This is a genomic window from Microbispora corallina, from assembly GCF_016863035.1.
In the GTDB taxonomy this organism is placed as follows: domain Bacteria; phylum Actinomycetota; class Actinomycetes; order Streptosporangiales; family Streptosporangiaceae; genus Microbispora; species Microbispora corallina.
The window spans coordinates 53151-69600 of the sequence record NZ_BOOC01000026.1; the positions used below are offsets into that span (position 1 = coordinate 53151).

The following is a 16450-nucleotide window of genomic DNA, read 5'->3' on the forward strand; positions in this document are numbered from 1 at the left end:
ATAGCGTAGGAACATGACGGACGACGAGCTGAACGCGACGGCGGCGGGACTGCGCAGGGCGTCCACCCGCCTGGCCAGGCGGCTGCGGGCGGAGCGGCCCGTTCACGCCGTGAGCGGCCTCGGGATCTCGCTGCTCGGGCACCTGTACCGCCGAGGGCCGATGACGGCGGGGGACCTCGCCGAGGCGGAGCGGCTGCAGCCGCAGTCGCTGACCCGGGCGCTGGCGGCGCTGGAGAGCGGGGGGCTCATCGTCCGGTCGCGCCCTCGGGACGACCGGCGGCGCCACCACATCGGCATCACCGAGACCGGCGCCCGGGCCCTCGGCGATCACGTCCGTGAGGTGGACGACTGGCTGGCCCGGGAGATGGCCCGCACGCTCACCCCGGCCGAGTGCCGCATGCTGCGCATCGCCGCCGACCTGCTCGACCGCGTCCTCGACGAGGCCCGTCCCGCCGGGGAGGCTTCCGGCCGTCCGCGCGACGACCACGACGACGAGCGAGCGAGCGCCCGGGCCGTACCGGGGAAAACCGGTTGAGCCTCACCCTGCGTGAGCTTTTAGGGTCGCCGCCATGGACATCATCGTGCACGACACCGCCGCGGCCCTCGATCGCCTGCTCGCGGAGCCGCTCGAACGGCGGCCCGGCGCGCTGAAGGAGCTTCTCGGCCCGATGTGGGGGCCGGGGCGGTGGACGGAGGGGGCCGACCTCGTCGACCTGCACCACCGGGGCGGCGGGATGCGCGTCGACCGGGACGACGACCGCTACGCCGCGGCGCTGCGCCGGATGCGGGAGGCGGGCCTGTGGGAGCAGGTCGCCGGACGCCTCGCCGAGGCCTGGGCGTACCAGCGGGAGGCGGTCCCCGGCATCAGGGCGGCCGGCACGTTGAACGTGTACATCATGCTCGGCGACCCCGACAACGACCACCTGGTGCGGCGGAACCGGGGCTACTTCGGCATGGGCGGCGTCCCCGGCGTCCTCTACCTGCTCATCTGGCCCACGGAGGAGAACCTGGGCCGCCTGGGCCACTGCGCCGTCCACGAGCTCAACCACAACATCCGCTACCACAACGTCGTCTGGGACCCGGCCACGGTCACGCTCGGCGAGCACGTCGTCTCCGAGGGGCTCGCCGACGCCTTCGTCCGGGAGATGTACGGCCCGGAGGCGCTGGGCCACTGGGTGACGGCCGTCCAGGGCGAGGCGCTGGAGGCGGCCTACGCCACGATCGTGAAGGCGCTCGGCGTGACCGGGATGCACAACTTCACGGCGTACGTGCTCGGGGACGGCACGGCCGAGCTGATGGGGCAGACGCCGGTCGGCCTGCCCGACAACGCGGGGTACCCGGTCGGGCTGCGGATCGTCGACGCGCACCTCGCCGCCTCCGGCCTGACCGCGGCCCGGAGCATCGCGCTGTCGCGGGAGGAGATCCTGGCCAACGCCGGGCTGTGAGCCGTGGTGGCCGCCAGGTCGGGAGCCATGAGGCCCCGGTAGGCTCGGTGCGCGTTTTCAGCACAATTGTCAGCAATCGGGGGGTCGTGCCGCATGCAGGCCGGTCAGATCACGCTCCTGCTTCTCGCGGCCCTGGCCGCCGGCTGGGTGGACGCGGTCGTCGGCGGCGGAGGTCTGCTCCAGTTGCCTGCGCTGATCCTGGCCGGGCTGAGCCCGGTCCAGGCCCTGGCGACCAACAAGTCCGCGGCCATCTTCGGGACGGCCTCCGCCGCGGTGACGTACGCCAGGAGGACGAAGTTCGACCGGGCGGTGGCGGTGCCGGCGGGCGCGCTGGCCGTGGTCTTCGCCGGCGTGGGAGCGGCGTCGGCGGCCCTGCTGGACGCGGCGGTGCTGAAGCCGCTGGTCATGGTCGTGCTGCTGGGGGTGGCGGCGTTCGTGACGCTGCGGCCGGCCTTCGGCCGGATCCCCCGGCCCCACCTGCGGACCGGGGCGCGGGTGCTGTCGGCGGTCGGGGTCGCGGGTGTCGGCATCGCCTTCTACGACGGGATCCTCGGCCCCGGGACCGGGACGTTCCTGCTGATCGCGTTCACCTCGATCCTCGGGATGGACTTCGTCCACGCGTCGGCGACCGCCAAGGTCATCAACACCGGCACCAACCTCGGCGCGCTGATCGTCTTCGCCCTCCAGGGCCATGTGATGTGGGCGCTCGGGCTGGGCATGGCGGTGTGCAACATCGCCGGAGCCCAGATCGGGGCCCGGATGGCGATCCGGCGAGGCGCGGGCTTCGTCCGGGTCGTCCTGCTGTGCGTGGTGGTCGCCCTGGTCGTCAAGCTCGCCTACGACCAGTTCTTCGCGGGGTGACGCTCTACGCCGCGCCTTCGGAGACCGGCGCCTCCTGGGCGGCGGGGTCGGGGGAGGGCGAGCGGAGCGCCGGCGCGGCCAGGGCCACGAACAGCGCGAGCACGGCGGGCACGAACAACGCGCGGGGGAGCGTCACCAGCTCGGCGAGGCCGCCGATGATGACGGGCCCGGCGAGGAGCCCGGTGTACCCGAGGCTCGCCACGGCGGCCAGCGCCCGCCCCGACTGGGCCTGGTCGCGGTGCCCGGCGGCGGAGAAGACCTGCGGGATGATGCATGACAGCCCGGCCCCGAACAGGCCGAACCCCACCACACCCGCCACCGGGTGGCCGGCCAGCAGCGACACCGCGAGCCCGGCGCCGGCCAGCCCGCCGCACCAGCGGACCAGCGCCACCCGGCCCAGCCGGGCCGCGAGCCGGTCGCCGGCGAAGCGTCCCGCGGTCATCATGATGGAGAACGCGGCGTAGGCGGCCGCGGCGAAGGCGGGGGAGGAGCCCAGGTCCTCCCGCAGGTAGACGGAGCTCCAGTCGGCCGAGGCGCCCTCGCCCACCAGGCAGCAGAACGCGAGGACCCCGAGGAACAGCACGCCGCCGCCGAGCCTGCGCCGTCCCGGCCGCTCGCCGTCCGCGTGCGCGGCCGCCGTTACCGCATGGTCGCGTACGGCCCAGCGCGCGCTGAGCAGGGAGATCACCAGGATCAGCGCGCCCACCGAGGCGAAGGTGACGGCCGGGCCCAGCCCCGCGTGCGCGAACAGCCCGCCGGCCGACGCCCCGGCGAAGCCGCCCACGCTGTACAGGGCGTGGAACGACGACATGATCGGCCTGCCGTAGGCGCGCTCGACGACGACCGCGTTGGCGTTCATCGCCACGTCCAGCGTCCCGTGGACCGACCCGAACACGAACAGGGCCAGCGCGAGCGTCGCCAGGTTCGGCATGAACGCCGGGAGGACGAGCACCAGCCCCTGCGCGATCGCCATCGGGACCATCGTGCGGTAGCTGCCGTACCGGTCGACGAGGCGGCCGACGACCTGCATGCCGGTGATGGCCCCGGCGGCGATGCCCAGCAGGCCGAGGCTCAGCTGACCGTCGGTGAGGCGGAGATCGCCCTTGATCGCCGGGATGCGGGCCGTCCAGGTGCCGATGGCCATCCCGGCCAGCAGGAACAGGCCGTAGACGGCCACGCGGGCGCGGGCCAGGGAGGGGTGGGAAGGGGCGGGCAGAGCCATGACGCGTGCTCCAAGGGGTAGGGCCGGCGAGCCGGGGGCCCGCGGCCTCGGGCGGACGCTCTCCGGCGGACGGATTCCGTGCCGGGTGAGGCGGCCGGTGGGATGCGGTCAGGCGGGGACGGTGCGGACGGCGACGCCGGCGGCGGCGAGGGCGTCGCTCTGGTCCTGGGGGACGCCCTCGTCGGTGACCACGAGGTCGAGCCGGTCGAGGGAGCAGACCGCGCCGAACGCCGTACGGCTGAACTTCCCGGAGTCGCAGGCGACGATGACGCGGCGGGCCGAAGCGATGGCGGCCTGCTTGATGGCCACCTCGGGCAGGTCGTGCGCGGTGAGGCCGTGCTCGGCGGTGAGGCCGCAGCACCCGATGACCGCCGTGTCGAAGCGCAGGGACCGGATGGAGGTCTCGGTCAGCGGCCCGACGAAGTTCATCTCGCCGTGCCGGACCTCGCCGCCCGGCAGGACCAGGCGGACCCGTGGCGCGGCGGCCAGCTCCTGCGCCGCCTGGAGCGCGAGCGGCAGCACGGTCACCCGCCGGTCCCGTACGGCGCGGGCGACCTCGAGCACGGTGGTGCCGCCGTCGAGGAGCACGGCCTCGCCGTCCGCGAGCAGGGCCGCGACCTCCGCGCCGATCCGCCGTTTCGCCTCGACCGCCTCGCGCTCGCGGACGCCGAACGGAGGCTCCTCGCCGCGCAGCAGCAGGCTCAGCGCGCCGCCGCGGACGCGTCGCACGACGCCCTGCTGGGCGAGCTCGTCCAGGTCGCGGCGGATGGTCATCTCGGACACGCCGTACGTCGCGGCGAGCTCGGCGACCGAGACGCTGTCGGCGGTGCGCAGCGCGTTCATGATGGCCCGAATACGATCGGCACTCTCCATGTGTGCAATTGAACATGTCGCGTGTGCGAAAGGCAAGTAAATCTACATTGTAAAGGTGGCAGACTGGAGCGCATGCGCGCGAGCCGGTTGCTGTCCCTGTTGCTCCTGCTCCAGACCCGCGGCAGGATGACGGCCTCCGAGATCGCGGGCGAGCTGGAGGTGTCGATCCGCACGGTGTACCGGGACGTGGAGGCGTTGTCGGCCGCGGGCGTGCCCGTGTACGCCGACCGCGGGCCGCTCGGGGGCTACCAGTTGCTCGACGGGTACCGGACCCGGCTGAACGGGCTGAGCGCGGAGGAGGCGTCGTCGCTGTTCCTGGCCGGTCTGCCGGGCCCGGCGGCGGAGCTGGGGCTGGCGGACCTCGCCGCCACCGCGGAGCTGAAGCTGCTGGCCGCGCTGCCTCCGGAGCCCCGCTCGCACGCCGCCCGGATGCGGGAGCGGTTCCACCTCGACGTGCCCGGCTGGTACCGGGGCAACGACGAGGTGCCGCACCTGATGGAGGTGGCCGAGGCGGTCTGGGAGGACCGGGTGGTCCGGCTGCGGTACCGGCGGTGGGGCCCGGCCGAGGTGGAGCGGCTGATCCACCCGTACGGGCTGATCCTCAAGGGCGGCTCGTGGTACCTGGCCGCCGCGTGCGACGGCAGCGTGCGGACCTACCGGGTCAGCCGGATCGTCGAGGCCCGGGTGCTCGACGAACGCTTCGAACGGCCCGCCGGCTTCGACCTCGTGGCGTTCTGGCAGCGGTTCGCGGCCGACTTCGCCTCGCGGCTGTACACGGCGGAGGCCGTCGTCCTGCTCACGCCCGGCATCATGGACCTGGCCCGGTACACGCTCGGGGCGGACGTCATGGACAAGGCCCTGGCCGACGGCGTGACCGAGCCCGACGGACGGATCCGGATCACCCTGCCGATCGAGTCGGTCAACCACGGCCGCTGGCAGCTCCTGCGCCTCGGCGCCGCCGTCGAGGTGCTGGAGCCGCCCGAGCTGCGGGCGCTGATGACCGAGGCGATCGCCGAGCTGTCGCGCCTGTACGGCGTGGGCCCCCCGCCGGCCGGGGACGCGACGCAGTGATCGCCGGCCGTGCCCGGCGCCTCAGCCGTGGCCAAGACCTGTCCGGCCGCCTGACGTGTCAGGGGCCTCGTGCGACGCGGTCAGCGGCCGTCGAGGCGGGCGGAGGCCTCGCCGAAGACCCAGCCCTCCGTCTGGGCGATGAAGTCGGCCGGGAAGCCGAGGGCGAAACCGGTGGCGTCCTCCAGGCGGCGGACCGCGTCCTCCGGCAGCCGGCAGTCCAGGGCGCCGAGATTGTCCTTGAGCTGCTCGACGGTCCGGGCCCCGATGATCGGGGCGACGGCCCGGGAGCGCGCCCTGGTCCAGGCGATGGCGACCTGCGAGCACGTCACGCCCAGCTCGTCGGCGACCTCCTGCACGGCGCGGGCCACCGCATGGTCGCGCTCGCTCAGCGACGCGGCGTCGACCCGGGTGCCGGATCCGGCGCCGCCGGGACGGGTGTACTTGCCCGACAGCACCCCGCTCGCCAGCGGCCCCCACGCGGCGACCGTCATGCCGAACGCCTCGGCCATGGGCAGGAGCTCGCGCTCGATGTCGCGGTTGAGCAGGTTGTAGGGCACCTGCAGACCGGCGAACGGCGTCCAGCCCCGCCACTCGGCGAGCGTGTTGGCCCGGGAGACGATCCAGGCGGGGGCGTCGGAGATGCCGACGTACAGGACCTTGCCCGAGCGCACCGCGTCGTCCAGGGCCCGCATGGTCTCCTCGACCGGGGTGTGCCGGTCCCACAGGTGCACCCAGTAGAGGTCGATGTAGTCGGTCCGCAGCCGCCGGAGGCTGGTCTCCAGCGACAGCGTGAGGTTCTTGCGGTGGTTGCCGGCGGCGTTGGGGTCGGCGGCGTCGCGGGAGACGGTGTACTTCGTGGCCAGCACGAACCGGTCGCGGCGGCCCTCAAGGAGCTCCCCGACGATCTCCTCGCTCGCCCCTCCGCGGTAGTTGATCGCGGTGTCGACCACGTTGCCGCCGGCCTCGGCGTACGCGTCTAGCATGCGGCGGCACTCGTCCGGGGGCGCGCCCACGCCTCCCTGCTCGCCGAACGTCATCGCGCCCAGGAAGAACTCCGAGACGCGCAGCCCCGTGGGCCCCAGCAGCCGATATCGCATGACGGTCCTCCCGGCGGTTCCGAGGTCGGATCCTGACCGACTCCCGATGAAGATCGTGCGCCGCCCATCCTTGCCGCTGCCGCGACCCCGGGCAACCGCGGGACCCCGCCCTGTGGACGACGGCGGACCGCCGCCGGAACGGCCACCGGACAAACCTGTTGCGCCCGCGCGGGCGGGGTGGGAACGATGACCGTCGTGTTTCTCATCGCCTTCGCCGGAGCGTGCCTGCTCCTCGCCATGATCCCCGGCGTCAGCACGGCGGTCGTCCTCCGGCAGACCGTCCGCGCCGGCCGCCGGTCGGGGCTGGCGGCCCTGCTCGGCAACGAGACCGGCATCTTCCTGTGGGCCATGGCAGCGGTCCTGGGGCTGTCGGCGCTGGTGCTGGCCTCCGAGGTCGCGTACGGCGTCATGCGGGCGGTGGGCGCCGCCCTCCTGCTCGCCATGGGCGCGCAGTCGCTGTGGCGGGCCCGCCGGGCCTCCGCCGAGGATCCCGCCGAGGATCCCGCCGAGGATCCGGCCGAGGAACCCGGGGGAGCCGACGTGGAGACCGCGCGGGAGGGCCCTGCAGCGCCGGCCGCCGGGTGGCGCCGTTCCTACGGCTTGGGCCTGGTCACCTGCGGCGCGAACCCGAAGGCCGCCGTGTTCGCCATGTCGTTCCTGCCGCAGTTCGTGCCCGCCGGGGTGAACGTCCCGGCCACGCTGACGCTGCTCGCCGTGGTCTGGGTGGTCGTGGACGTGATCTGGTACGTGGCGGTGATCTGGCTGGTGGGGCGGGCCGGGGCGGTGCTCGGCCGTCCGTCCGTCCGGCGGTGGCTGGAGCGGGTCAGCGGCACGATCCTGATCGGGCTCGGTGTGCGGATGGCGGTGGAGGCGCGATGACGATCCGGTACGAGACGGCGGGGAACGGCGACGCGGTGGTGCTGCTGCACTCAGCCGTCGCGGACGCGCGGATGTGGGACCCGCAGTGGGGCGCTCTCGCGGAGCGGTTCCTCGTGGTGCGGCCGGACTTCCGGGGCTACGGGCGGACGCCGTTCGCGGCGGACGGGCCCTACTCCGACGCGGAGGACGTGGCGGACCTGCTGGCGGCCCTCGGCCTGCGCCGGGTCGCGCTCGTGGGCGCCTCGTACGGCGGGCGGGTGGCGCTGGAGCTGGCGACCGGGCATCCCGGCCTGGTGTCCCGGCTGGTGCTGCTGAACGCGGGATGCGGGCTGCCGGCGACGCCGGACCTGGCGGCGTTCGGCGCGGAGGAGGACCGGCTCCTGGAGGCCGGCGACATCGGGGGAGCGGTGGAGCTGAACGTCCGGACGTGGCTGGGCCCGGAGGCGGACGACACGACGAGAGAGAAGGTGGGGGCCATGCAGCGCCACGCCTTCGAGGTGCAGCTGGCCGCCGACCCGCGGCCCGAGGCGATCCGTCCGGACATCGATCTGGCGTCGGTCACGGCGCCGGCGCTCGTGGTGGCGGGCGGCCGAGACCTGCCGTACTTCCAGGAGACGGCCCGGCACATCGCCGCGGAGATGCCGGACGCGACGCTCGTCGAGCTGGAGTGGGCGGGGCACCTGCCGAGCGTGGAGCGGCCGGACGAGATCACCGCGCTGCTCCTGGACGCCCTCACCACTTGATCTACATTGTAAAGGCGCCGGGTTGGTGAACCCGTCCTCGACCCACAAGAAGAGCACCGCCCCGACCGCGAAGGCCGGGGCGGTGCGCGCATCCGACGAGATCAGCGGTTGAGGGACCGCATGCCCTCCGCGTTGTACCGTTCGCCCGCGACCTGGGCGGCGAGCCCGTCGAGGACCGTGATCTGCTCGGCGGTGAGCCGGATCTCGGTGGCGGCGGCGTTCTCCTCCAGGCGGGCGACCCGCTTGGTGCCGGGGATGGGGACGACGTCCTCTCCCTGGGCGATGACCCACGCGAGCGCCACCTGGGCCGGGGTGGCGCCGATCGAGCGGGCGACGTCGCCGACCTGGGCGGCCAGCGCCTGGTTCACGGCGAAGTTGTCGCCCTGCCAGCGCGGGTTGTGGCGGCGGAAGTCGTCGCCGCTGAGGTTCTCGCTGCCGGTGTAGGCGCCGGTGAGGATGCCGCGGCCGAGCGGGCTGTAGGCGACCAGCCCGATGCCGAGCTCCCGGAACGCGGGCAGCACCTCGTCCTCGATCCCGCGGGTGAACAAGGAGTACTCGTACTGTCCGGCGGTGATCGGGTGGACGGCGTGGGCGCGGCGGACCGTGGCGGCCGAGGCCTCGGAGATCCCGAGATGGCGGACCTTGCCGGCCTCGACGAGCTCCTTGAGCGCGCCCCAGGTCTCCTCGACGGGGACGGCGGGGTCGACGCGGTGCTGGTAGTAGAGGTCGATGTGGTCGACGCCGAGCCGCTCCAGCGAGGCGTCGCAGGCGCGGCGCACGTAGTCGGGGCGGCCGTTGACCCCGACGCGGGTGCCGTCGGGCAGGCGCTCGATGCCGAACTTGGTCGCCAGGACGACCTCGTCGCGGCGGCCGGCGACGGCCTTGCCGACGAGCCGCTCGTTGGTGAACGGGCCGTACATGTCGGCCGTGTCGAGGAAGGTGACGCCGAGGTCGAGCGCGCGGTGGATCGTCGCGATCGACTCGGTCTCGTCGCCGGGGCCGTAGAAATCGCTCATGCCCATGCAGCCGAGGCCCAGGGCCGCGGTGCGCAGTCCCTGGCCGAGCGTGTGGTGCCTCATGAGTCCCCCATCAGCTTGTCGTAGACGTTGATCTTGTATTCGACGAGGGCGAGATCGTCCTTGAGCTGCTCGATTTTGCCGAGCACCTCGGCGCGGTGGGCCTCCAGCAGCTCCTTGCGGGCGGCGTAGGTGTCCTCGCCGCGCCGGGCGAGCTCGGCGTAGCGGCGCATGCCGGCGATGGACATGCCGGTGGCGCGCAGGCGGGTGAGCAGCCGGATCCAGTCGGCGTCGCGCTCGGTGTAGCGGCGGTGGCCGTTGCCGCCGCGGTCGGGCGGCTCCCGCAGGAGACCGGCGCGTTCGTAGTAGCGGAGCGTGTGGGCGGTGAGCCCGGTGCGCTCCGCGACCTGAGCGATCGTCATCCCCTCGTCCATGGAGACCAGTCTGTGAGTTGGAGCGCGCTCCAAGTCAAGCGACCCTCTCGGCCCGCGCCGGCCTCCGTGGACACCTCTTCTGGGAATTGTCGGTGGGGGGCGGCACGATGGCGCCATGGCTTCCTGGCAGGAGTTCGAGAAGGAGATCCCCGATCTGGCGGCCCGCGTGGTGGCCTCGATGGGGAAGGGCAGGCACAAGACGATGGCGACCCTCCGCGCCGACGGCTCGCCCCGCATCAGCGGCACGGAGGTGGAGTTCAAGGACGGCGAGGTGTGGGTCGGCTCGATGCCGGGCGCGGTCAAGGCGCTCGACCTGCGCCGGGACGGCCGGGTCGCGATCCACAGCCCGTCGGACGATCCCGACGACGCGAACCCGGGGGCGTGGAGCGGCGACGCCAAGCTGTCCGGCCGGGCCGTCGAGGTCGACGATCCGGCGGTGCTGCAGGCCTACGGCGGCCCGCCCGGGCAGGAGTTCCACCTGTTCCGGATCGACGTGTCGGAGGTGGTGTTCACCCGGGTGGACGAGGCGGGCGAGCACCTGGTCGTCGACATGTGGCACGAGGGCAGGGGCCGCCGGGTCGTCCGGCGCACGTGACGCCCTCAGACGGGGGAGCGCGACCGGCCGGCGGCCGGTCGTCGGGGGAGGGCGCCGGGGTGCGGGGCCGTCGTGGGGAGTTCCACGGTGACGCGGATCCCGCCGGCGGGGCGCGGGGTGAGGGTGAGCGTTCCGTCGTGTGCCTGGGTGATGGTTTTGACGATCGCCAGGCCGAGGCCGACGCCTGCCTGATCGGTGTGGATGCGCTCGGTGCCGCGCTGGAATGGCGCGGTGAGCGTCGAGACCAGCTGTGGGGTGAGCTTCTCGCCGGTGTTCTCGACGGTGAGCACGGCGGTCGTGGGGCGGACGCTGGTGTTCACCCACACGGCGCCCTGTTCGGGCAGGTTGTGGACGATCGCGTTCTGCACGAGGTTCATGGTCAGCTGCAGCAGGAGCGCCTGCGAGCCGACGGCGGGGGTGATGTCACCGGAGGTCTCGATGGTCACGCCGCGCTTTTCCGCCAGGGGGAGGAGCGTCTCGGCGGCCTCTTCCGCCAGGAGCGACAGGTCGACGTGTTCCCGGGTGAAGGACCGCTGGTCGGCGCGGCTGAGCACGAGCAGTGCCTCGGTGAGGTCGATCGCCCGGGTGTTGACGGCGTGGAGGCGTTCGATGACTTGGCCGGTGTCGTGGTCCGGATCGGTGCGGGCCACGTCGAGAAGCGCCTTCGAGATCGCCAGCGGGGTGCGCAGCTCGTGAGAGGCGTTGGCCGCGAATCTCCGCTGTTCGGCGACGTGCGCTTCGAGCCGCTCGAGCATGCCGTCGAAGACGTCGGCGAGTGCGCGGAACTCGTCCCTGCGGCCCGGTAGCCGGATTCGGTGGGAGAGTGACCCGGTCGTGGCCATGCGGGTGGCGTCCGTGATGCGGGTCAGCGGGGCGAGCATCCGGCCGGCGAGGATCCACCCTCCCACGAGGCCGAACATCAGCAGGAAGACCAGCACCGCGCCCGCGGCCGACGCGAAGTCGTGCAGGAGGGTCGAGCGGACCAGCACCCCTCCCGGGACACTCGTGTAGTCGGGCAGGTGGCGCAGGACGAAGATCCACACCGCCGCGAGCAGCAGGAAGCCGGCGAGCATGAGGAATCCGGCGTAGCTGAGGGTGAGTTTGAGGCGGACGCTCAACCCGGGCGCTCTATGCACGGTCTCCTCCCTCGGGCCCTGCCTCCGGTTGCGTGTCGATGCGGTAGCCGACGCCGGGAACGGTGGCGATGATCCAGGGTTCGCCGAGACGCTTGCGCAGTGCCGAGACCGTGATGCGCACGGCGTTGGTGAACGGGTCGGCGTTCTCGTCCCACGCCCGCTCCAGGAGTTCTTCGGCGCCGACGACCCCGCCTTCGGCGGCGACGAGGACGTCGAGCACGGCGAACTGCTTCCTGGTCAGCGCGACGTAGCGGCCGTCCCGGTAGACCTCTCTGCGGAACGGGTCCAGCCGCAGACCGGCGATCTCCCGCACCGGCGGCCTGTTGTGGGCACGTCTGCGGTCGAGTGCTCGGAGCCTGAGGACGAGCTCCCGGAGCTCGAAGGGCTTGGTGAGGTAGTCGTCGGCGCCGAGCTCGAACCCGGTGACCTTGTCGTCGAGCCGGTCGGCGGCGGTGAGCATGAGGATCGGCATGCCGCTGCCGGAGGCGACGACGCGTTTGGCGATCTCGTCGCCGGACGGCCCGGGGATGTCACGGTCGAGGACGGCGATGTCGTAGGCGTTGACGCTCAGCAGTTCCAGAGCGGTGTCACCGTCGCCCGCGATGTCGGACGCGATCGCCTCCAGGCGCAGACCGGCGCGGATGGCGTCCGCGAGAAAGGGTTCGTCCTCGACGATCAGCACACGCATGCGATCGATGCTACGGGCCGGCGCATATCGCCGGCGTATCGGAAATTCCATACGTGCCGGCAACGTCGTGCCGCCTTGACTGGCGGCATGTCGCAGATACCGGCTTCGACGCGGAAAGCGTCCCGGAAGAATCGCTGGATTCTCGGCGTCGGCCTGATATTCGTCATCGCGACGATCAGTGCGGCCTTCGGCTGTCAGTCGCGGAATTCCTCGCCCTCCTCGGCCGCATCATGGTCGTTTCCACCGGCGTCGCCCTCGAAGGTTCCTCGTGGTGCGCACCGTGGTTCGCCCGGTGAGAGACCTCGCATTGAACATCGTGGTCCGGTCGGCGAGGCCGACGGTGTCGTCCCCGACGGTGTCACGGTTTTCGACGACGCTATTCCGGCGGTGGCCAACCTGAATCCCGATCTTCTCGAGGCGCTCCGCCGGGCCGCGACGGACGCCGCGAACGACAAAATCACGTTCTACGTCAACAGCGGCTGGCGTTCTCCGGCGTACCAGAATCAGCTTCTTCGCGAAGCGGTCTCCACGTACGGCTCCGAGAAAGAGGCCGCCCGATGGGTGGCGACCGCGGCGACCTCGTTTCATGTGAAAGGAGAGGCGGTCGACATCGGGCCTCCCGACGCCGCGGCGTGGCTGTCGGAACACGGGGCCGCGTACGGGCTGTGCCAGATATACAGGAACGAGACCTGGCACTACGAACTGCGCCCCGAAGCGATCGATCACGGCTGCCCGTCCATGTACGCCGACCCCACCCAGGACCCCAGGATGCGGAAGTGACCGACGGCACGCGAGGACAGGCGACGGTGGACCGGGCGGAGTCCGGGCAGGGCGGCGCCGGCCACCGGCCGGCGGCCGTGCGCCGGGCGATCCTGATCGGCTCCCGCGCGGAGCCCTGGATACGTGGCCTGGTGCTCGCAGCGCTGGGGCTGCTGCTGGGCCTGCTCATGCTGCTGCACGCGAAGATCCCGAACCGGCCCGGGAACCTCGGCAGCCTCGTGGAGACCTTCCTGCCGTGGTCCGGCCTGGGCATCGCGGTGCTGCTGGCCGGGGCGCTGCGGCGCCGGTCCGCCTCCGCGACGGCCGCGCTGCTGCTGCCGGTCGTGGTGTGGGTGCATCTGTTCGGCGGGCGGTTCGCCGACAGGTCCCACCCGGGCGCCGACCTCACCGTGGCCGGCCACAACGTCGGCGCCGCCAACCCCGACCCCGCCGGCACCGCCCGCGACCTGGCCGCCTCCGGGGCGGACGTGCTGGCGCTGGAGGAGCTCACCCCGCAGGCCACGGGCACGTACGAGAAGGAACTGGCGAAGACCTACCCCTACCACGTGGTGCTGGGCACGGTCGGGCTGTGGAGCAGACTGCCGCTGTCGGACACCCGGCCGATCGACATCATGAACTACGGGCCCCTGGCGGAGACCATACCGGCCGGCGAGAAGACGGCCCCGAACCGGGCGCTGCGCACCACCGTGACCACGAACCGCGGGCCGCTGGCGGTGTATGTGGCCCACCTGGGGTCCGTGCGGGTGAACCCCAGGGCGGGCTTCTGGACGGCCTCGCGGAACATCGGCGTGCAGGCGCTCGGCAGGGCCGTCGCCGCTGAGAAGATCACGCGGGTGGTGCTGCTCGGCGACCTGAACGGCACCGTGGACGACCGCGCGCTCGCCGCCGTCACGGGACAGCTGCGCTCGGCCCAGGACGCGGCCGGGGACGGCTTCGGCTTCACCTGGCCGGCGTCCTTCCCGGTGGTACGGGCCGACGAGATCCTGGTCCGCGGCGTGGAGCCGGACAGCTCGTGGGTGCTGCCCGCCACCGGCAGCGACCACCTGCCGGTGGCGGCCGGGATCAGCTGGTGAAAACGGCGCCAGAACCTACGGAGCCCCATCGAGGGCCGTCGGCAGTCCGCACAGCGCGAACAGGCCGGCGTCGAGGAACGCGACGACCCGGGCGACGCCGGCGGCGGTGACGGTGAGGACCTGAAGGGCGTGCGCGCGGTACACGCCGTCGCCGCCGCGCGAGTAGGACCCGAACGCGGGCTGCCCGTTCACGCTGGTAAGGACCATCCGCTGCTCGCCCGCGGCCAGGACCCGGCCCCTGAGGAACCGGATCACCGCCTCCCGCCCCGCGAACCACGTCGGGATCGGCGGCATCTCCCAGACCGCGTCGTCGGTCAGCACCCCGGCCAGCACGCCGACGTCGGCGCTCTCGAACGCCGCGGCGTACCGGTCGAGCAGCGCCCGCCGGGCCGGGTCGGCGGGTTCGGCGATCGCGTCCTGGGCGGGGGCGATCCGGCTGAGCTGGGCCCGGGCGCGCTGCAGCGCGCTGTTGACCGCGGCGGGCGTGGTGCCGAGCAGGTCGGCCACCTCGCTCGCCCGCCAGGCCAGGGCGTCGCGCAGGATCAGCACCGCCCGCTGCCGTCCGGACAGGTACTGCAACGCCGCGACGAACCCCAGCCGCATGGTCTGCCGCGCCTCGGCGACGGCGGCGGGATCGGCCGGGGCCGGGCCGAACAGCACGTCGGGGGCGGGTTGCAGCCACGGCACCTCCGCGGAGCCGGGGCGCGGCGGCTCGTCCGGGTGGTCGCTCGGGCTGCCCAGGCCCGACGGCAGCGGGCGCCGGCCGTTGCCCTCCAGCGCCTTGAGGCACGCCCGGGTCGCGATCCGGTACATCCAGGTGCGCATCGAGGAGCGCCCCTCGAAGCGGGCGTAGCCGCGCCACGCCTGCAGGTAGGTCTCCTGGAGCACGTCCTCCGCGTCATGGATCGACCCGAGCATGCGGTAGCAGTACGCCAGCAGTTCGCGCCGGAACGGCTCGCTCCGCCGGACGAACTCCTCGTCCTGCTCGTCGGACGTGCCGGGCCCCGTAGGCGCCGGCGGCTGCGCCGTCCGCGTCATCGTCGTCATCGTCCGTTCACTCATCCCATCGGCCAGAACATCGTGGCCATCGCGGCCGCCATGAGAGCGTGCGCGACATGGGAGATCCTCTCCGCGGCGCCGGGCGCCGCCCCGCCTGAGCCGGGCCGCACTCCGCGGATCAGGAACCACGCCGCCGTGCCCGCGAGCACGAGGGTGAGCATCCAGCTGAGTGCCGGGGACTCGATCATTCCAGGACTCCCGTGGTCGAGACGGACGGGTGACGCCCCCTGAAGAGGCGTCACCCGGGTTGCCGTCGGCGTCTGCTCAGTGATGGTGGGCGTGGTGGGAATGGTCCGCCCCGCCGTCGTAGGTGTCGTGGTAGGGGAACTCGCTGACGTAGCGCCGCCGGCCCAGGGGAGTCAGGTCGAGGTAGTGGTAGGTGCTCAGCATGACCTCCGCGCCCCGGCCGTACGTCGAGTAGGTGTGGTAGAGGCTGTCCTCGTCGCGGACGAAGACGCTGATGCCCTGGGCGTCGCCGTGCACCGCGTACTCCAGGCCCTGCCGTTCCAGGGTCGCCCGGTCCTTGTAGTTGTACTCCACCGGTGCGACGGCCTCGTCGTTGGTGACGTGGAAGTCGTAGTTGAAGTCGCTTCCGGCCGAGGAGTACCACGGGATGGTCCACCCCATGCGCGTCCTCCACCTTTCGATCTTGGCCAGGGGGACGCGGGAGACGAGCGCGAGTGTCGTGTCACTGGCGTGCAGGTGCTCCAGGCGGCCCACGTTGTCGACGGCGAACGAGCAGCTCGGGCAGCCGTCCTCCCAGTCCTCGTTCCACATGAAGTGGTACACGAGGAGCTGACGGCGGCCCTCGAACAGGTCGGCCAGGCGGGCCGTGCCGGCCGGGCCCTCGAACACGTAGTCCTTGTCCATCCGGACCATCGGCAGCTCCTGACGCCGCGCGGTGACGGCGTCCTGCGCCCGCATGACGTCCTTCTCCTGCTCCAGCAGCTTCAGCCGCGCCGCCAGCCACTCGTCACGTGACGCCGTCCGTGGGAAAGGCATCGTCTTCTCCTTCTGCTCTGAACGCTCTGAATGGTCTGAGTGGGTCGTCACCGGAACAGGCGGTAGGAACCGACCAACGTCGCTCCGGCGCTGACCGGCGGGACGGCCATGCGGCCGGCCGCGCCGTGCTGGAACTCGGCGAACGCCGCCGAGCGCCGGAGCGGGTTGTCGTCCCCCTCGACCAGGGCGACGTGCACGAAGCCGACGCCGTCGGCCAGGCGGAACGCCCCGTAGCGCAGCCCCTCCGGGGCCGTCTCGTTCAGCTCGCGGAACACGCGCTCCACCAGCCGCTGGTTCTCCGCCGCCGCGTCGGCGCGTGTCTCGTACCGCACCACGACCGTCTCGCCCATCTGGACGACCCTCCTCATCCGCCTGCTGTCATACCTGGAAGCGGCCGCGCCGTTCCCCGGTCGTTCACAGGTACAGAGGCGCCGCGCCGGAGAAATTCATCGGCCGGCCGCGAATGATGTCGATCC

20 protein-coding genes are annotated in these 16450 nt (G+C 72.6%); 9 read left to right on the forward strand and 11 right to left on the reverse strand.

All coding sequences use genetic code 11. The features are described from left to right. Positions 1–13: 13 nt before the first annotated feature. The 3 genes from Mco01_RS24115 (at position 14) to Mco01_RS24125 (ending at position 2306) form a co-directional block, all read left to right on the forward strand. Positions 14–535 carry a MarR family winged helix-turn-helix transcriptional regulator gene (locus Mco01_RS24115; RefSeq protein WP_204059178.1) on the forward strand — a complete coding sequence of 174 codons (522 nt, stop codon included), beginning with the start codon at positions 14–16 and terminating at the stop codon, positions 533–535. A 34-nt stretch (positions 536–569) separates the two neighbouring features. Next, positions 570–1445, forward strand: a complete 876-nt coding sequence (locus Mco01_RS24120; RefSeq protein ID WP_204059179.1) for a DUF2268 domain-containing putative Zn-dependent protease — start codon at positions 570–572, stop codon at positions 1443–1445. 93 nt (positions 1446–1538) lie between these two features. Continuing rightward, a complete protein-coding gene (locus Mco01_RS24125) occupies positions 1539–2306 on the forward strand; it encodes a TSUP family transporter (RefSeq protein ID WP_204059180.1) in 768 nt (255 codons plus the stop codon). A 4-nt stretch (positions 2307–2310) separates the two neighbouring features. On the opposite strand, the gene Mco01_RS24130 is transcribed toward Mco01_RS24125, so the two are convergent. Both Mco01_RS24130 and Mco01_RS24135 read right to left on the reverse strand, forming a co-directional pair. Next, positions 2311–3528 (reverse strand): MFS transporter, encoded by a 1218-nt coding sequence (locus tag Mco01_RS24130; RefSeq protein WP_204059181.1) that lies wholly within the window; start codon positions 3526–3528, stop codon positions 2311–2313. 108 nt (positions 3529–3636) lie between these two features. Beyond that, positions 3637–4401, reverse strand: a complete 765-nt coding sequence (locus Mco01_RS24135; RefSeq protein ID WP_275410560.1) for a DeoR/GlpR family DNA-binding transcription regulator — start codon at positions 4399–4401, stop codon at positions 3637–3639. A gap of 72 nt (positions 4402–4473) precedes the next feature. Between Mco01_RS24135 and Mco01_RS24140 the strand changes: the two genes are divergently transcribed. Further along, positions 4474–5472, forward strand: a complete 999-nt coding sequence (locus Mco01_RS24140; protein ID WP_204059183.1) for a helix-turn-helix transcriptional regulator — start codon at positions 4474–4476, stop codon at positions 5470–5472. A gap of 80 nt (positions 5473–5552) precedes the next feature. Here Mco01_RS24140 and Mco01_RS24145 read toward each other — a convergent pair whose 3' ends face one another. Then, the gene (locus tag Mco01_RS24145; RefSeq protein ID WP_204059184.1) at positions 5553–6569 is read right to left on the reverse strand and encodes an aldo/keto reductase; all 1017 of its coding nucleotides are present in this window, start codon (positions 6567–6569) and stop codon (positions 5553–5555) included. 186 nt (positions 6570–6755) lie between these two features. Between Mco01_RS24145 and Mco01_RS24150 the strand changes: the two genes are divergently transcribed. Beyond that, positions 6756–7448, forward strand: coding sequence for a LysE family translocator (locus tag Mco01_RS24150; RefSeq protein WP_204059185.1), 693 nt, complete (start codon positions 6756–6758; stop codon positions 7446–7448). Continuing rightward, positions 7445–8191 (forward strand): alpha/beta fold hydrolase, encoded by a 747-nt coding sequence (locus Mco01_RS24155; RefSeq protein ID WP_204059186.1) that lies wholly within the window; start codon positions 7445–7447, stop codon positions 8189–8191. The genes Mco01_RS24150 and Mco01_RS24155 overlap by 4 nt, the downstream gene beginning before the upstream one ends. Positions 8192–8292: 101 nt before the next feature. On the opposite strand, the gene Mco01_RS24160 is transcribed toward Mco01_RS24155, so the two are convergent. Continuing rightward, complete coding sequence (locus tag Mco01_RS24160) at positions 8293–9270, reverse strand: aldo/keto reductase (protein ID WP_204059187.1); 978 nt, start codon at positions 9268–9270, stop codon at positions 8293–8295. After that, complete coding sequence (locus Mco01_RS24165) at positions 9267–9641, reverse strand: MerR family transcriptional regulator (RefSeq protein ID WP_204059188.1); 375 nt, start codon at positions 9639–9641, stop codon at positions 9267–9269. Before Mco01_RS24165 ends, Mco01_RS24160 begins: the two co-directional genes overlap by 4 nt. 115 nt (positions 9642–9756) lie before the next feature. On the opposite strand from Mco01_RS24165, the gene Mco01_RS24170 reads away from it, so the two are divergent. After that, positions 9757–10236: a pyridoxamine 5'-phosphate oxidase family protein gene (locus Mco01_RS24170; protein WP_204059189.1), complete on the forward strand. Its 480-nt coding sequence runs from the start codon at positions 9757–9759 to the stop codon at positions 10234–10236. Between the two features lie 5 nt (positions 10237–10241). Here Mco01_RS24170 and Mco01_RS24175 read toward each other — a convergent pair whose 3' ends face one another. After that, positions 10242–11372, reverse strand: a complete 1131-nt coding sequence (locus Mco01_RS24175; RefSeq protein ID WP_204059190.1) for a sensor histidine kinase — start codon at positions 11370–11372, stop codon at positions 10242–10244. Continuing rightward, positions 11365–12060, reverse strand: a complete 696-nt coding sequence (locus tag Mco01_RS24180; protein ID WP_204059191.1) for a response regulator transcription factor — start codon at positions 12058–12060, stop codon at positions 11365–11367. Before Mco01_RS24180 ends, Mco01_RS24175 begins: the two co-directional genes overlap by 8 nt. Positions 12061–12147: 87 nt before the next feature. On the opposite strand from Mco01_RS24180, the gene Mco01_RS24185 reads away from it, so the two are divergent. After that, entirely contained in the window at positions 12148–12840 is a 693-nt protein-coding gene (locus Mco01_RS24185; RefSeq protein WP_204059192.1) for a M15 family metallopeptidase, read from the forward strand. 89 nt (positions 12841–12929) lie between these two features. Beyond that, complete coding sequence (locus Mco01_RS24190) at positions 12930–13913, forward strand: endonuclease/exonuclease/phosphatase family protein (protein WP_372444974.1); 984 nt, start codon at positions 12930–12932, stop codon at positions 13911–13913. 15 nt (positions 13914–13928) lie between these two features. On the opposite strand, the gene Mco01_RS24195 is transcribed toward Mco01_RS24190, so the two are convergent. From Mco01_RS24195 to Mco01_RS24210, 4 genes are all read right to left on the reverse strand, one after another. Next, complete coding sequence (locus Mco01_RS24195) at positions 13929–14951, reverse strand: sigma-70 family RNA polymerase sigma factor (protein ID WP_204059214.1); 1023 nt, start codon at positions 14949–14951, stop codon at positions 13929–13931. Positions 14952–14971: 20 nt separating this feature from the next. Then, positions 14972–15160, reverse strand: a complete 189-nt coding sequence (locus Mco01_RS24200; protein WP_204059194.1) for a hypothetical protein — start codon at positions 15158–15160, stop codon at positions 14972–14974. A 76-nt stretch (positions 15161–15236) separates the two neighbouring features. Continuing rightward, entirely contained in the window at positions 15237–15974 is a 738-nt protein-coding gene (locus tag Mco01_RS24205) for a DUF899 domain-containing protein (RefSeq protein ID WP_204059195.1), read from the reverse strand. A 47-nt stretch (positions 15975–16021) separates the two neighbouring features. Beyond that, complete coding sequence (locus tag Mco01_RS24210) at positions 16022–16324, reverse strand: hypothetical protein (protein WP_204059196.1); 303 nt, start codon at positions 16322–16324, stop codon at positions 16022–16024. Positions 16325–16450: the final 126 nt, after the last annotated feature.

Excerpts from the sequence above, each read along its gene's own strand:
- Mco01_RS24160 (WP_204059187.1), bottom strand. The coding sequence starts at position 9,270 with ATGAGGCACCACACGCTCGGCCAGGGACTGCGCACCGCGGCCCTGGGC.
- Mco01_RS24205 (WP_204059195.1), bottom strand. The coding sequence starts at position 15,974 with ATGCCTTTCCCACGGACGGCGTCACGTGACGAGTGGCTGGCGGCGCGG.
- Mco01_RS24135 (WP_275410560.1), bottom strand. The coding sequence starts at position 4,401 with ATGGAGAGTGCCGATCGTATTCGGGCCATCATGAACGCGCTGCGCACC.
- Mco01_RS24185 (WP_204059192.1), top strand. The coding sequence starts at position 12,148 with ATGTCGCAGATACCGGCTTCGACGCGGAAAGCGTCCCGGAAGAATCGC.
- Mco01_RS24165 (WP_204059188.1), bottom strand. The coding sequence starts at position 9,641 with ATGGACGAGGGGATGACGATCGCTCAGGTCGCGGAGCGCACCGGGCTC.
- Mco01_RS24125 (WP_204059180.1), top strand. The coding sequence starts at position 1,539 with ATGCAGGCCGGTCAGATCACGCTCCTGCTTCTCGCGGCCCTGGCCGCC.
- Mco01_RS24115 (WP_204059178.1), top strand. The coding sequence starts at position 14 with ATGACGGACGACGAGCTGAACGCGACGGCGGCGGGACTGCGCAGGGCG.
- Mco01_RS24140 (WP_204059183.1), top strand. The coding sequence starts at position 4,474 with ATGCGCGCGAGCCGGTTGCTGTCCCTGTTGCTCCTGCTCCAGACCCGC.
- Mco01_RS24210 (WP_204059196.1), bottom strand. The coding sequence starts at position 16,324 with ATGGGCGAGACGGTCGTGGTGCGGTACGAGACACGCGCCGACGCGGCG.
- Mco01_RS24130 (WP_204059181.1), bottom strand. The coding sequence starts at position 3,528 with ATGGCTCTGCCCGCCCCTTCCCACCCCTCCCTGGCCCGCGCCCGCGTG.
- Mco01_RS24120 (WP_204059179.1), top strand. The coding sequence starts at position 570 with ATGGACATCATCGTGCACGACACCGCCGCGGCCCTCGATCGCCTGCTC.
- Mco01_RS24200 (WP_204059194.1), bottom strand. The coding sequence starts at position 15,160 with ATGATCGAGTCCCCGGCACTCAGCTGGATGCTCACCCTCGTGCTCGCG.
- Mco01_RS24155 (WP_204059186.1), top strand. The coding sequence starts at position 7,445 with ATGACGATCCGGTACGAGACGGCGGGGAACGGCGACGCGGTGGTGCTG.
- Mco01_RS24145 (WP_204059184.1), bottom strand. The coding sequence starts at position 6,569 with ATGCGATATCGGCTGCTGGGGCCCACGGGGCTGCGCGTCTCGGAGTTC.
- Mco01_RS24150 (WP_204059185.1), top strand. The coding sequence starts at position 6,756 with ATGACCGTCGTGTTTCTCATCGCCTTCGCCGGAGCGTGCCTGCTCCTC.
- Mco01_RS24195 (WP_204059214.1), bottom strand. The coding sequence starts at position 14,951 with ATGACGCGGACGGCGCAGCCGCCGGCGCCTACGGGGCCCGGCACGTCC.
- Mco01_RS24170 (WP_204059189.1), top strand. The coding sequence starts at position 9,757 with ATGGCTTCCTGGCAGGAGTTCGAGAAGGAGATCCCCGATCTGGCGGCC.
- Mco01_RS24180 (WP_204059191.1), bottom strand. The coding sequence starts at position 12,060 with ATGCGTGTGCTGATCGTCGAGGACGAACCCTTTCTCGCGGACGCCATC.